This window comes from Salmonella sp. SAL00672, from assembly GCF_046552175.1.
Lineage (GTDB): Bacteria > Pseudomonadota > Gammaproteobacteria > Enterobacterales > Enterobacteriaceae > Salmonella > Salmonella enterica.
The window spans coordinates 351,124-363,623 of sequence record NZ_JBGDUQ010000003.1 but is presented as its reverse complement, the minus strand read 5'-3'; the positions used below and the strand labels follow the sequence as shown (position 1 = coordinate 363,623).

The 12,500-nt window shown below is 55.2% G+C and carries 12 protein-coding genes; 4 read left to right on the top strand and 8 right to left on the bottom strand.

The features are described 5' to 3' along the window. Positions 1-199 precede the first annotated feature (199 nt). Positions 200-1,648 carry a tRNA uracil 4-sulfurtransferase ThiI gene (gene thiI, locus ACLJTG_RS11655; RefSeq protein WP_000668648.1) on the top strand — a complete coding sequence of 483 codons (1,449 nt, stop codon included), beginning with the start codon at positions 200-202 and terminating at the stop codon, positions 1,646-1,648. A gap of 43 nt (positions 1,649-1,691) precedes the next feature. Here thiI and phnV read toward each other — a convergent pair whose 3' ends face one another. The 5 genes from phnV to phnR all read right to left on the bottom strand — a co-directional run bounded on the left by phnV (position 1,692) and on the right by phnR (position 6,400). After that, positions 1,692-2,489 carry a 2-aminoethylphosphonate ABC transport system, membrane component PhnV gene (gene phnV, locus ACLJTG_RS11650; protein ID WP_000909793.1) on the bottom strand — a complete coding sequence of 266 codons (798 nt, stop codon included), beginning with the start codon at positions 2,487-2,489 and terminating at the stop codon, positions 1,692-1,694. Between the two features lie 2 nt (positions 2,490-2,491). Next, positions 2,492-3,352 (bottom strand): 2-aminoethylphosphonate ABC transporter permease subunit, encoded by an 861-nt coding sequence (phnU, locus tag ACLJTG_RS11645; protein ID WP_000052713.1) that lies wholly within the window; start codon positions 3,350-3,352, stop codon positions 2,492-2,494. A gap of 2 nt (positions 3,353-3,354) precedes the next feature. Next, positions 3,355-4,464 (bottom strand): 2-aminoethylphosphonate ABC transport system ATP-binding subunit PhnT, encoded by a 1,110-nt coding sequence (phnT, locus tag ACLJTG_RS11640; RefSeq protein ID WP_000928801.1) that lies wholly within the window; start codon positions 4,462-4,464, stop codon positions 3,355-3,357. Between the two features lie 5 nt (positions 4,465-4,469). Beyond that, complete coding sequence (gene phnS, locus ACLJTG_RS11635; protein ID WP_000778008.1) at positions 4,470-5,483, bottom strand: 2-aminoethylphosphonate ABC transporter substrate-binding protein; 1,014 nt, start codon at positions 5,481-5,483, stop codon at positions 4,470-4,472. 197 nt (positions 5,484-5,680) lie between these two features. Next, positions 5,681-6,400 (bottom strand): phosphonate utilization transcriptional regulator PhnR, encoded by a 720-nt coding sequence (gene phnR, locus ACLJTG_RS11630; protein WP_000836268.1) that lies wholly within the window; start codon positions 6,398-6,400, stop codon positions 5,681-5,683. Positions 6,401-6,539: 139 nt separating this feature from the next. On the opposite strand from phnR, the gene phnW reads away from it, so the two are divergent. Together phnW and phnX are read left to right on the top strand one after the other, a co-directional pair. Further along, positions 6,540-7,643, top strand: coding sequence for a 2-aminoethylphosphonate--pyruvate transaminase (gene phnW, locus ACLJTG_RS11625; RefSeq protein ID WP_000203969.1), 1,104 nt, complete (start codon positions 6,540-6,542; stop codon positions 7,641-7,643). A 9-nt stretch (positions 7,644-7,652) separates the two neighbouring features. Continuing rightward, positions 7,653-8,462, top strand: coding sequence for a phosphonoacetaldehyde hydrolase (phnX, locus tag ACLJTG_RS11620; RefSeq protein WP_021000005.1), 810 nt, complete (start codon positions 7,653-7,655; stop codon positions 8,460-8,462). A gap of 96 nt (positions 8,463-8,558) precedes the next feature. Here the strand turns inward: phnX and yajL are convergent, their stop codons facing one another. Further along, positions 8,559-9,149: a protein deglycase YajL gene (yajL, locus tag ACLJTG_RS11615; RefSeq protein ID WP_001275806.1), complete on the bottom strand. Its 591-nt coding sequence runs from the start codon at positions 9,147-9,149 to the stop codon at positions 8,559-8,561. After that, positions 9,112-10,023 (bottom strand): 2-dehydropantoate 2-reductase, encoded by a 912-nt coding sequence (gene panE / locus ACLJTG_RS11610; protein WP_000705814.1) that lies wholly within the window; start codon positions 10,021-10,023, stop codon positions 9,112-9,114. The genes yajL and panE overlap by 38 nt, the downstream gene beginning before the upstream one ends. Positions 10,024-10,148: 125 nt before the next feature. Between panE and ACLJTG_RS11605 the strand changes: the two genes are divergently transcribed. Beyond that, positions 10,149-10,640: a YajQ family cyclic di-GMP-binding protein gene (locus ACLJTG_RS11605; RefSeq protein ID WP_001138913.1), complete on the top strand. Its 492-nt coding sequence runs from the start codon at positions 10,149-10,151 to the stop codon at positions 10,638-10,640. A 46-nt stretch (positions 10,641-10,686) separates the two neighbouring features. Here the strand turns inward: ACLJTG_RS11605 and ACLJTG_RS11600 are convergent, their stop codons facing one another. Next, positions 10,687-12,051 (bottom strand): MFS transporter, encoded by a 1,365-nt coding sequence (locus tag ACLJTG_RS11600; RefSeq protein WP_001000938.1) that lies wholly within the window; start codon positions 12,049-12,051, stop codon positions 10,687-10,689. Positions 12,052-12,500 lie beyond the last annotated feature (449 nt).

Here is a 12,500-nt window from a genome sequence, read left to right as displayed (position 1 = left end):
TGACTCTCTGTAATGGCAGCACAAGTCTATGGTAACGGACTCACACTGATAAGCAAATAACGCGCAATGGTAAGGGGAAATGCGCAAGATGTCCGTGATAGTGATATACTTCCGCGCCTGGATGCAGCCGTAGGTATGGGCTGCTGTACTATTTCTCCACGACAAGCCTTAGATAGCTTGCTAAAGAACCATTGCCGCCATGAAGTTTATCATTAAATTGTTCCCGGAAATCACTATCAAAAGCCAATCTGTGCGTTTGCGCTTTATAAAAATTTTAACCGGGAACATCCGTAACGTTTTAAAGCACTACGATGAGACCCTCGCGGTTGTCCGTCACTGGGATAACATTGAAGTTCGCGCCAAAGATGAAAACCAGCGTCTGGCGATTCGCGACGCGCTGACCCGCATTCCGGGGATCCACCATATTCTTGAAGTCGAAGATGTGCCGTTCACCGATATGCACGACATTTTCGAGAAAGCGTTGGCGCAGTATCGCGAGCAGCTTGAAGGCAAAACCTTCTGCGTGCGCGTAAAACGTCGCGGTAAGCATGAGTTTAGCTCCATTGAGGTGGAGCGCTATGTCGGCGGCGGATTAAATCAGCATATTGAATCGGCGCGCGTGAAGCTCACTAACCCGGATGTGACGGTGCATCTGGAAGTGGAAGATGATCGCCTGCTGTTGATCAAAGGGCGTTATGAAGGCATTGGCGGTTTCCCGATTGGCACCCAGGAAGATGTGCTGTCGCTGATCTCCGGCGGTTTTGACTCCGGCGTCTCCAGCTATATGCTGATGCGTCGCGGCTGCCGCGTACACTACTGCTTCTTTAACCTTGGCGGCGCGGCGCATGAAATTGGCGTTCGCCAGGTGGCGCATTACCTGTGGAACCGCTTTGGCAGCTCCCATCGCGTGCGTTTTGTGGCGATTAACTTCGAACCGGTGGTCGGCGAGATTCTGGAGAAAGTTGACGACGGCCAGATGGGCGTGGTGCTCAAACGTATGATGGTACGCGCGGCGTCGAAAGTGGCGGAACGTTACGGCGTACAGGCGCTGGTGACCGGCGAAGCGCTGGGCCAGGTATCCAGCCAGACGCTAACCAATTTGCGCTTGATCGATAACGTGTCTGACACGCTGATCTTGCGCCCGCTGATCTCTTACGATAAAGAGCACATTATCAACCTGGCGCGCCAGATTGGTACGGAAGATTTTGCCCGTACGATGCCGGAATACTGTGGCGTGATTTCAAAAAGTCCGACGGTGAAAGCCATTAAAGCGAAAATTGAAGCCGAAGAAGAAAATTTCGACTTCAGTATTCTCGATAAGGTGGTAGAAGAAGCGAACAACGTCGATATTCGTGAAATCGCCCAGCAGACCCAGCAGGAGGTGGTGGAAGTTGAAACCGTGAGCGGTTTTGGCGCCAACGATGTGATTCTGGATATCCGTTCTGTCGATGAGCAGGATGACAAGCCGCTGAAAGTGGAAGGCGTCGACGTCGTTTCGCTGCCTTTCTACAAGCTGAGCACTAAATTTGGCGACCTCGATCAGAGCAAAACCTGGCTGCTGTGGTGCGAACGCGGCGTAATGAGTCGCCTGCAGGCGCTCTATCTGCGCGAGCAGGGGTTTGCCAATGTGAAGGTGTATCGTCCGTAATTCCTTTGCCGGGTGGCGGCTATGTCCTACCCGGCCTACCGTTTTATTTCTGCCCCAACCGTTTTGCAATGCGCTCCAGCTTCATCATCAGCAGCAGCGTAATGGCCACCAGCACAATGGTCAGCGCCGCGCCGTCGGCGATATTTCCACGGTCGGTCAGGCTAAAGATAGCTACCGGCAGCGTCGTCCAGCCCGGTGGATAAATCATCATCGTCGCGCCCAACTCCCCCATGGAGAGCGATAAACTCAGCGCCAGCGCTGACACCATCCACGGCATCAATAACGGCAACGTCACGTGACGCAGACGATACCAGGGCGATGCCCCCAGACTCGACGCGACGTTTTCAATATCGGCGGAAATGCGCGCCAGTCCGGTCGACACGTTACTGAAGGTAAAGGCGGAAATCAGCACAAAGTGCGCTGTCAGCACAATCCATAGGGTGCCGTTCATTTGCAATGGCCCCTGGCTGAAAGCAACCAGAATGCCCAGACCCACGGACACTGACGGAATCGCACTCGGCAGATAGAACACCATACTTAACCACTTCTGCGTTTTCACCCCATATTGACGCAGCGCCAGCGCCGCCCAAACGCCGCAAAGCAGCGCAAACAGGCTGGCGCAAAAGCCAATCGTGAGGCTGGCAAGTAGGGCATCCCATGCCGCACCGTGCAGAGCGTTAACAAAGTGGTTCAGCGTGAAGCCACTCGGCAGAATACCGTTCCACTGCTGGCTAAGGCTGGACATCAGAATCACCGCCAGCGGCAGGAAAAAGAACACGATAAACAGTACGCTAGCCACAACGCCCGCCGCTGCGCGTCCTTTAGGTGACCAAATTAGCATGGCTAGCTCCTTACGCCGGTACGCGATGCCGCCAGGCGATAGAGGGAGAACAGCCCCAGCGACAAGACAATGTTAATCAACGCAATCATGCAGGCGACCGTATAGTCGGACTCCAGAATCGCTTTGCTGTAAACCATCATCGGCAGGGTGTTAACCCCTTTCGCGCCAATAAACAGTACGATGCCGAACTCGTTAGTGGTCAACAGTAGGCACAGGCTGCCACCAGCCATCAGCGCCGGTAGCGCCGCCGGGAAAATCACCTGCCCAATCACCCGTAACGGGTGCGCCCCCAGAATACTGGCTGCCTCTAGCTGGCTTTTATCAATTTGCCGCAGCGCGGCCATCAGTGGCCGCATCACCAGCGGAGTGAACACCGTGATCTCCGCCAGAATGACGCCCTGCATCGAGTAGAGAAAATCCACCGGCGGTAGCTCAAAGGCAAACAGGCTCATCAGCGCACCGTTGAGCAGACCCGCTGACCCATAAATAAAGGTGAACGCCAGCGTAATCAGGAAGGTCGGCAGCGCAATAAAAGTATCGACGACCCGACCAATCAACTCGCTGCCGGGGAAAGGAATAAACACCAGAATCAGCGACATCACGCTGCCCAGCAGCAGGCAACCGGCGGTGGCGAAAAAGGCGATTTGCAACGTGTTCAGCAACGCGCCGACAAAGCGTTTCGAGTCGACCACCTGCCGGAAGGTCTCGAGCCCGATCTCGCCATTGGCACCGCGTAGCGCCTGTTCAACGATGAGCGACAGAGGCCAGAAAAACAGCGTCGCCAGCACCAGCAACGGGAGCAGCAGCCACAGCAGTGGGCGTAGGTTAAGCGCCGGTTTTTCCAGAGGTAAAATGAGTGACATGGTTATACCTCAATCAGGACCGCATCATCCGGTTCGAACCACAGCGCCAGCTTGTCGCCCACGCGCGGCAGCGGATTGACATGCGTCAACACCATCCGCACCGTTTCGCCAGCAACGTCACACAGCAGATGGGTTAAATCGCCCTGCCAGTGCACCGATTGCAGTGTGGCGTTGAAGCGGTTGCTGTAGGCCGAACGCGGCGTCAGGCTGAGGTGCTGAGGACGAATGCACAGCAGTTTGTTGTAACCGTGGTGGCTGCCCCGGCTGAACGCGCGAATCACCGCACCGCCGCAGCTGACGTCCACCAGCCCCGGAGCCTCCGTTATCCCCAGCGCGATGGCGGAGAGAATATTGGCGCGACCTAAGAATTCGGCGGCAAAACGATTGGGCGGATGCTGATATAGCGCGCGGGTTTCGCCGTGAGCAATCAGCGAGCCATCCTTCATAATGCCGATTTTATCGGCCAGAGTGAGCGCTTCCGTTTGATCGTGGGTGACGTAGAGAATAGTGAGTTCCGGCAGCTCACGGTGAAGACGGGCGATTTCTTCCACCATATTATGACGAATCTGTGCGTCCAGCGCTGACAGTGGTTCATCCAGCAACAGCACGCGCGGGCGCACGGCAATCGCGCGGGCGATGGCCACGCGTTGCTGCTGGCCGCCGGAAAGTTGATGCGGATAACGGGCGGCGTAATCACTCATGCCAACCGTTTTCAGCGCCTGCGTTACACGCTCATTAATTAGCGCCTTTGGCTGCTTCTGCGCACGCAGGCCAAAAGCGACGTTGTCTTCCACTTTCAGATGCGGGAACAAGGCGTAGTTCTGCACCACCATCGCCAACCCGCGTTTATAGGGTGGCAGATGGGTGACGTCCGTATCGCCAATCAGAATACGACCGCCTGCAGGTTGCACAAAGCCCGCAACCGCACGCAGCACCGTCGTTTTTCCAGATCCTGATGGGCCAATCAGCGCCAGCACTTCGCCAGGTTCAATCGTCAAAGAGAGCGGTTTAAGCACCACGTTGCCGTGATACGCAACGCGCAGCGAGTCGAGGACTATCCCCGATGTCCCCTGCGATGCAGGGGCGTGAACGGTGGTCGTTTTCATCAGCATCAGGCTTACTCGCTTTCGGTCACTTTGTGCCAACGGCTAATATCTGCCGACAGCGAAACGGCTACGTCATCCCAATTTGGCTGCCAGCTCTGCACGCCTTCTAACGCGGCAGTGGCGGCCTTATAATGTTCGTCGCTCGGCGTCACGTCGCTGCGTACCGGCATTCCCCAGGAGAGTTCGCTGACGCGAGTCTGCGCTTCTTTACTCAGCAGGAAGTTAATCAGCTTTTTACCATTTTCACTCTGCGGCGCCCCCTGGACCAGGCCAATGACATAAGGGATGGCCAGCGCGCTGCGCTCGCCTTTGTCGTTGGCCGGCCAGAAGATTTTCACGTTCGGGTTACGTTCCATCTGCGCGAGGTTCATTTGCAGGTCGCCGTTAGCGACGTAGATTTCACCTTTATTAACCAGCGCGGTTAGCTTGCCGGTAGAGGCAGATGGCCCGACGTTATTGGCCTGCAGCTTGCCGAGATACGCAAAACCGGCATCTTTACTGCCGAAGCTGTGGAAAGCCTGCAGCATCACCGCCGTGCCGTCAGCGGCCTGACCTGGCGTGGAATACTGGAGTTTATTTTTGAATTTACCGTCAAGCAGATCCTGCCAGCTCGCCGGGGCAGTTTTCAGCAGCTTGCTGTTGTAGATAAAGCTCAGATAGTTCTTTACCAGCGGCGAATAAAGGTTGTTGGCATCGGGGATAGCCGATGCGGCGTCGGTGTTAAAGTTCGCCAGCAGTTTTTCGGCGGCGGCGCGCTGAATGAATGGCGGCGCGGTTACCAGCACGTCGGCCTGTGGATTCGTGCGCTCTTTTGCCAGACGTTCCACTACCACGCCACCACCGCCTTCAACATAGCGTACGGTAATGCCGGTCGCTTTGGTGAATGCGTCAAACTGTACCTGGTACCAGCTGTTATCGCCATCATGCAGCCCGTCGATGGAGTACACCGTGACCACCGATTCCGCCCATGACGGGGCGCTGGCGAGAGCGAAGACAGACAGCAGAGCAAGTCGGGAAAGTTTCATCGTAATAGCCTCATAGCGTACGTTGCATTTTCTGGCCTATACCAGGTTTGCTTTTTACGCTAAACGGCTTATATGACAAAACGATGAAAGAGAAATAAATCAGTCCACGCCGGATGATGCTGCGCTTATCCGGATAGCCGTGAGACGATACGATTGACAGGCCGGATAAGTCCCGCAGCCAACATCCGGCGCATCCGCTAGTGGGTATCTACCTCAATACGCAGGCTGTCGTGACGCCAGTATTCGATATCCAGATCCAGCACTCGCCCGTGTTGATCGTAGTTCAGACGGCGCAGCAACAGCGCCGGGCGTCCTTCCATAACTCCCAGCGCCTGTGCGGCCTGCGCAGGCATGGCGGTGGGGTAGAACGACAGATGCATGCTGGTATAGACGAGGTTGTAGTGCGACTCGTATACCTCGGTCAGGCTGCCGTTGAGATCGTACTGCAGCAGCTCAGGCACGCGGGCGGGCAAACAATGGTTTTCGCAGTAGCACACGGCGCGGCCATCGGCGTAACGCAGACGGGTCAGCAGATAGATTTGATCAAACGGCTGGAGCTGGAGGGGCTCCATGACCTCGACAGGCACGGTGGTTAACACGCCGCTCAGTAGCGCGGTTTTTGGCTCCCGCCCCTGCTCGCGGCAAAGCTTATGGAAGTTGGTGTTCTGGGTCGGATCCAGCCACAGGCGTTCCGGCGTAACGAACCAACCGCGACGATCGGCGCGCCAGATAAGCCCACTGGACTCCAGCTGCGCCAGGCTTTCGCGAATAGTAATGCGCGTGGTGTTGAAGATCGCGCACAGTTCGCGTTCAGATGGCAGTTTATCACCGCTTTTCAACGCACCGCTCTGAATACGCGCCTGAAGCTGCGCCTTGATCAACAGGTACTGCGGGATATCGCCCGGGATAGATTTCATGCTTACTCGCTTCCGTTTTGCCTGCCGCCATTATACAAGCAGAGATGAATTTTTTGTTGCAGCGCGATTTTCTCTTTGACCCGTCGTGGCAAAGATCGTCATGATAAATGCAATCTGGTATAGACCAAAGGTAAATAACATGACTTCGCGTAACTATCTGTTGCTGACTCCTGGCCCGCTCACCACCTCTCGTACCGTGAAAGAAGCGATGTTGTTCGATAGCTGTACCTGGGATGATGATTATAATATCGGCGTGGTGGAACAGATCCGCCAGCAGCTGACCGAACTGGCAACGGCCTCCGAAGGCTACACCTCCGTACTACTGCAAGGCAGCGGTAGCTATGCTGTGGAAGCCGTACTGGGCAGCGCATTGGGGCCGCAGGATAAGGTGCTGATCGTCAGCAACGGTGCATACGGCGCACGAATGGTCGAGATGGCCGGCCTTATGGGTATCGCCCATCACGCTTACGACTGCGGCGAAGTTGCGCGCCCGGACGTGCAGGCGATCGACGCGATCCTCAACGCCGACCCGACGATCAGCCATATCGCCATGGTGCATAGCGAAACGACCACCGGGATGCTCAACCCCATTGATGAGGTGGGCGCTCTGGCGCATCGCTATGGCAAAACCTACATCGTTGACGCCATGAGCAGCTTCGGCGGCATCCCCATGGATATTGCAGCATTACACATCGACTATCTGATCAGCTCCGCCAATAAATGCATTCAGGGCGTGCCGGGTTTTGCCTTCGTGATTGCCCGCGAGCAAAAACTGGCCGCGTGCAAAGGGCGTTCCCGCTCGCTGTCGTTAGATCTCTACGCCCAGTGGCGTTGCATGGAGGATAACCACGGCAAATGGCGTTTTACTTCGCCCACACATACCGTCCTGGCGTTTGCCCAGGCGCTGAAAGAGCTGGCGAAAGAAGGTGGCGTGGCGGCACGTCATCAACGCTATCAGCAAAATCAGCGCAGCCTGGTGGCCGGAATGCGGGCGCTGGGCTTTAACACGCTGCTGGATGACGAGCTTCATTCGCCCATTATCACCGCCTTTTATTCACCGGAAGACCCGCAGTATCGCTTTAGCGAATTTTATCGCCGCCTCAAAGAGCAGGGCTTTGTGATCTATCCTGGCAAAGTGTCGCAAAGCGACTGCTTTCGCATCGGCAACATTGGCGAAGTATATGCCGCCGATATCACTGCCCTGCTGACCGCCATTCGTACCGCCATGTACTGGACGAAATAAGGAACCATGATGAACCGTATTCACGCTGTTATTCTCGACTGGGCGGGCACCACCGTCGATTTTGGCTCCTTCGCGCCGACGCAAATTTTCGTCGAGGCGTTCCGTCAGGCATTTGATGTGGAGATCACCCTCGCCGAAGCACGCGTGCCAATGGGGCTGGGTAAATGGCAACACATTGAAGCGCTGGGAAAATTACCTGCTGTTGACGCGCGCTGGCAGGCAAAGTTTGGCCGCTCCATGAGCGCAGCAGATATTGATGCCATCTACGCCGCTTTCATGCCGTTACAGATTGCTAAAGTTATCGATTTTTCTTCTCCTATTGCCGGAGTTATCGACACGATCGCGGCGCTACGAGCCGAGGGTATCAAGATAGGCTCCTGCTCCGGTTACCCACGAGCGGTGATGGAGCGCCTGGTTCCCGCCGCTGCCGAGCATGGCTATCGTCCGGATCATTGGGTGGCAACGGACGACCTGGCCGCGGGTGGTCGCCCGGGGCCGTGGATGGCGCTGCAAAACGTGATTGCGCTGGGCATTGATGCGGTCGCGCACTGTGTGAAGGTAGATGATGCCGCGCCGGGCATTAGCGAGGGGCTTAACGCGGGGATGTGGACGGTGGGGCTGGCGGTATCGGGTAACGAATTCGGCGCAACATGGGACGCCTATCAGACAATGTCGAAAGAGGACGTTGCGGTCCGCCGCGAGCACGCGGCCAGCAAGCTGTACGCCGCCGGGGCGCATTACGTGGTGGATTCACTGGCGGATTTACCTGGGGTGATTGCGCATATTAATGCGCGTCTGGCGCAGGGCGAACGCCCGTAAAATAACTGCCGGATGGCGCTGTCGCTTATTCGGCCTACAGACTGTACCGTTTTGTAGGCCGGATAAGGTGTTTACGCCGCCATCCGGCAATCATTCTTATTCGTAGTAGTTATAAATCCCCGCCGCCATCACCAGTTGCGAAGCCACTTCATGCGCTTTTTCACGACCAGCCAACAGGTCGATGATTTTCAAACCAAAATCGATAGCGGTACCCGGTCCCTGGCTGGTTAATAATTTTACCCGCGCATCCCACACCACACGCTTATCCAGCCACTGTTCGGCGGGGATCTTATCTTTCAGCGCCGGAAAACCGGTCATATTGCCGATAGGGAAGATATCGTGCGGCACGAGCACTGTGGCGGCTGCGGCGCAAATGGCTGCGACAATGCGCCCGGAGCGGTGAAACTGTTTTACGGTTTCGACCAGCAGCGGGCTGTCGCGAAAGCACTCGGCGCCTTTAATTCCGCCGGGCAACACGATGATGTCATAATCGCCGTCGGCAACTTCAACCAGCGGCGCATCCGCCAGTAGCTTTACACCGCGCGAGCAGACAATCGTCAGGTTGCCATCGCTGGCGACGCTGGCGGTAGTGACGTGGATTCCGCCGCGAACCAGCAGATCGATAGTGGTGACCGCTTCGGTCTCTTCACTACCAGGGGCGAGGCATACCAGTGCCTGAGCGCTCATACTCACTCTCCTTTCGCTTTACCATTTCAAACAGGCGGCTATTTTCCGGAACGGCGAGACCGTGCACACGGGCGCGCTTGAGTAAATAACCGGTGATGTAGTCAATTTCGGTATGGCGCATGGCACGCACGTCCTGCAACATGGATGAGATGTTTTCTGCCGTACTGTCAATCACTTGCTCAACATAATAGCGTAAATCGTCTGCCGATGTGTGGTAGCCTTCACGTTCAATCACGGCGGCGACCTCTTCGCAAATTGCGTTGATTTCATCAGGATGATGGCGCAGCTCGCCGTTCGGGCAGTTCCAAAGCGCGGTGAGCGGGTTGATAACACAGTTGACCGCCAGTTTGCGCCACATCTCTGCGCGGATATTGTTATGCCAGGCGACATCGGGCAGTACCCCCTGCAGGATATCGGCGAGATAACTGTAATCGCCGTCTTGCTCGCGTGCCGGGCCAATATGCGTAGTACCGTTAGCGACATGAATAATGATATTACCGTCGCGGCGCGCAGCATGGGTGATAGTCCCCATCAACATCGGCTGTTGGATATTTTGCAGTTCTTCTATGGTTCCCATTCCATTATGAATGAGCAGGATAGGCGACGTCACCGGTAGGGTTGACGCCAGGGTTCGTACTGCGTCGGAAACCTGCCACGCTTTCAGCGTGACTAACAACAGTTCGCTCTTCGCCAAAAAATCCGGATCGTTTGCCGTCAGTGATTCGTTGAAAAAGGAACCATCGGTATCGATCAGATTTACGCTGCAATAAGGTTGTGGCACCCGTAGCCAGCCCTGTACGTCATGTCCATGTTTGCACAGTGCCGAAAGCCAAAGTTGTCCTAAGGCTCCGCATCCCAGTACAGTAATTTTCATTGTTCCTCCTCACCTGCAACAGCGCCAGGTGTTATGGCGCTAATTATAGCGTCATCAGCTAAGCTTCTCGTTAAGCCTCGTTGCAGGTATTATGCAACGCAACGAAAATGAAGGGAGAAGAAAAGATGCCATCTTTCGATATTGTTTCTGAAGTTGATCTGCAGGAAGCGCGTAACGGCGTGGATAACGCGGTTCGCGAGGTTGAGTCTCGTTTTGACTTTCGTGGCGTAGAGGCGACTATTGAACTGAACGATGCCAATAAAACCATCAAGGTGCTGAGCGAGTCCGATTTCCAGGTCAATCAGTTGCTCGATATTCTGCGCGCCAAGCTGCTTAAACGCGGTATTGAAGGCGCTTCGCTGGATGTACCGGACGAGTTCGTGCATAGCGGTAAAACCTGGTATGTGGAAGCGAAGCTGAAGCAGGGCATTGAAAGCGCCGTGCAGAAGAAAATCGTCAAGCTGATTAAAGACAGCAAACTGAAGGTGCAGGCGCAAATTCAGGGGGAAGAGATTCGCGTGACGGGCAAATCACGTGACGATCTGCAATCGGTAATGGCGCTGGTTCGCGGCGGCGATTTGGGCCAGCCGTTCCAGTTCAAAAACTTCCGCGATTAAGTTGTTATGCCGGATAGAGCCTCGCCGCCATCCGGCAATGCAGCATTCATCCTTTGCTGATAAGCTGTTCAACTTCAAAGCGATTGGTCACTTTGCTGTCGATTTTGACGTAAGCGGAATGCTCTTCCGCCACGATCAGCGCTTCGCTTACGCCTTTCATTGCCAACAGTCGCTGTTTTAGCCTGTCGTCAGCAACAATATCCGCTGGAATTTCCACGCGCAGGCTGCTGACATAGGGCGGCTCTTTCATGGTACTTGCCACTGCCAGCCATACCATCGCCAGTACGGCCCCGGCAAGGAAAACGGTTTGCCCATCAAACGTGCCGTCTATCCAGCCGCCCAGCGAGCCGCCAAGCGCCACGCCAAGAAACTGACTGGTAGAATAGACGCCCATCGCCGTTCCTTTATACCCCGCGGGCGACTCTTTGCTAATAAGCGAAGGCAGCAGCGCCTCCATCAGATTAAAGGCGAGGAAAAAGAGTTGTACGCCAATCACCAGCTCCCAGAAATGTTGGCCCGCTCCCCACAACACGATTTCTGCGACGACAATGAGCCCCACGCAGAACAGGAATACCTGCTTCATCCGCCGTTTGACTTCAGCATAGATAATAAAAGGCACGACGGCGGCAAAGGCGATCACCATGGTTGCCAGATACACCTTCCAGTGTTCGGCGGCAGGGAAACCGGCATCGGCAAGCTGGCCGGGCAGGGCGACAAAGGTGGACATCAATAAAATATGCAGACACATAATGCCGAAATTGAGCTTGAGCAGCCTCGGCTCCGCTAGCACTTTACTGAAGCTGCCTTTGACCATCCCGGATTCGCGATTCAGCACATGGTTAGTACTGTTGGGAACCACCCAGATCGTCAGAAGAATGCCCAGAGTGGCGAGGGCGGCGATCATCCAGAACAACGCGTTCAATCCCAGACTATGGGTAACGATCGGCCCTAATACCATCGCAATCGCGAAGGTGATACCAAAGCTGACGCCGATAAACGCCATCGCTTTGGTACGGTTTTGCTCGCGGGTGAGGTCAGACAGGAGCGCCATGACGGCGGCGGCAATAGCGCCGGACCCCTGTAGCGCTCGCCCCAGAATAATGCCCCAGATAGAGTGGGAGAGCGCGGCAATGACGCTGCCCGCGACAAATACCGCCAGTCCGCCGACAATCAGCGGTTTACGGCCAATGCGGTCGGACAGCAGCCCAAAGGGAATTTGAAAGATAGCCTGCGCCAGCCCGTAAATACCGATCGCAATGCCGATTAATGCTTCGCTGGCGCCCTGTAGCGCCATACCGTATGTGGTCAGTACTGGTAGAACCATAAACATGCCCAGCATACGCAACGAAAAGACGGTCCCTAAACCCCATGTGGCGCGCAGCTCCCCTGGCGTCATTTTATAATCGTTCATTGCCACCTCTGTATAAAAGCTGGGAGTAGTGTAGTGCGGGGAGTGTGCCGGGTAAATAGAGGGTTAATTAGCAAATATTATGTTTTTGAAACAGTTGAGCTAAAAAAGAGATAAATTGTTAACACGATAGGGGCGATCGGGAGAGTCAGCATAGCCTTGTGCTCATTCATATTCCGATCTCCTTGAGCTGTAGTGGCTATCTGAGCCGTATCAGTATAGTGTAGCGGTTAGCCACGGCCTTCAGGCTGTGTACGCTGTTGCTCCATGTAGCAATAGCAGACTCGTCAAGTCAGACTGTCAGCGAACCGCGCTGCTGGCCGGTGGGTGACTTTAAACTTTTGCTTTGCCATAGGAACCCGATTCTGAAACGATGGCAATGATCAGAACCGTCCATCTCCTGAAAATTTGATTTATTCAACAACGCCGAGACTGATAGCAAACTTTCTGCG

What these genes read in the sequence shown, in the direction of transcription:
- phnS (WP_000778008.1), bottom strand. Translation starts at nt 5,483, where the DNA reads ATGAAACTTTCCCGACTTGCTCTGCTGTCTGTCTTCGCTCTCGCCAGC.
- thiI (WP_000668648.1), top strand. Translation starts at nt 200, where the DNA reads ATGAAGTTTATCATTAAATTGTTCCCGGAAATCACTATCAAAAGCCAA.
- phnR (WP_000836268.1), bottom strand. Translation starts at nt 6,400, where the DNA reads ATGAAATCTATCCCGGGCGATATCCCGCAGTACCTGTTGATCAAGGCG.
- phnW (WP_000203969.1), top strand. Translation starts at nt 6,540, where the DNA reads ATGACTTCGCGTAACTATCTGTTGCTGACTCCTGGCCCGCTCACCACC.
- ACLJTG_RS11600 (WP_001000938.1), bottom strand. Translation starts at nt 12,051, where the DNA reads ATGAACGATTATAAAATGACGCCAGGGGAGCTGCGCGCCACATGGGGT.
- panE (WP_000705814.1), bottom strand. Translation starts at nt 10,023, where the DNA reads ATGAAAATTACTGTACTGGGATGCGGAGCCTTAGGACAACTTTGGCTT.
- phnT (WP_000928801.1), bottom strand. Translation starts at nt 4,464, where the DNA reads ATGCTGATGAAAACGACCACCGTTCACGCCCCTGCATCGCAGGGGACA.
- yajL (WP_001275806.1), bottom strand. Translation starts at nt 9,149, where the DNA reads ATGAGCGCTCAGGCACTGGTATGCCTCGCCCCTGGTAGTGAAGAGACC.
- phnU (WP_000052713.1), bottom strand. Translation starts at nt 3,352, where the DNA reads ATGTCACTCATTTTACCTCTGGAAAAACCGGCGCTTAACCTACGCCCA.
- ACLJTG_RS11605 (WP_001138913.1), top strand. Translation starts at nt 10,149, where the DNA reads ATGCCATCTTTCGATATTGTTTCTGAAGTTGATCTGCAGGAAGCGCGT.
- phnX (WP_021000005.1), top strand. Translation starts at nt 7,653, where the DNA reads ATGAACCGTATTCACGCTGTTATTCTCGACTGGGCGGGCACCACCGTC.
- phnV (WP_000909793.1), bottom strand. Translation starts at nt 2,489, where the DNA reads ATGCTAATTTGGTCACCTAAAGGACGCGCAGCGGCGGGCGTTGTGGCT.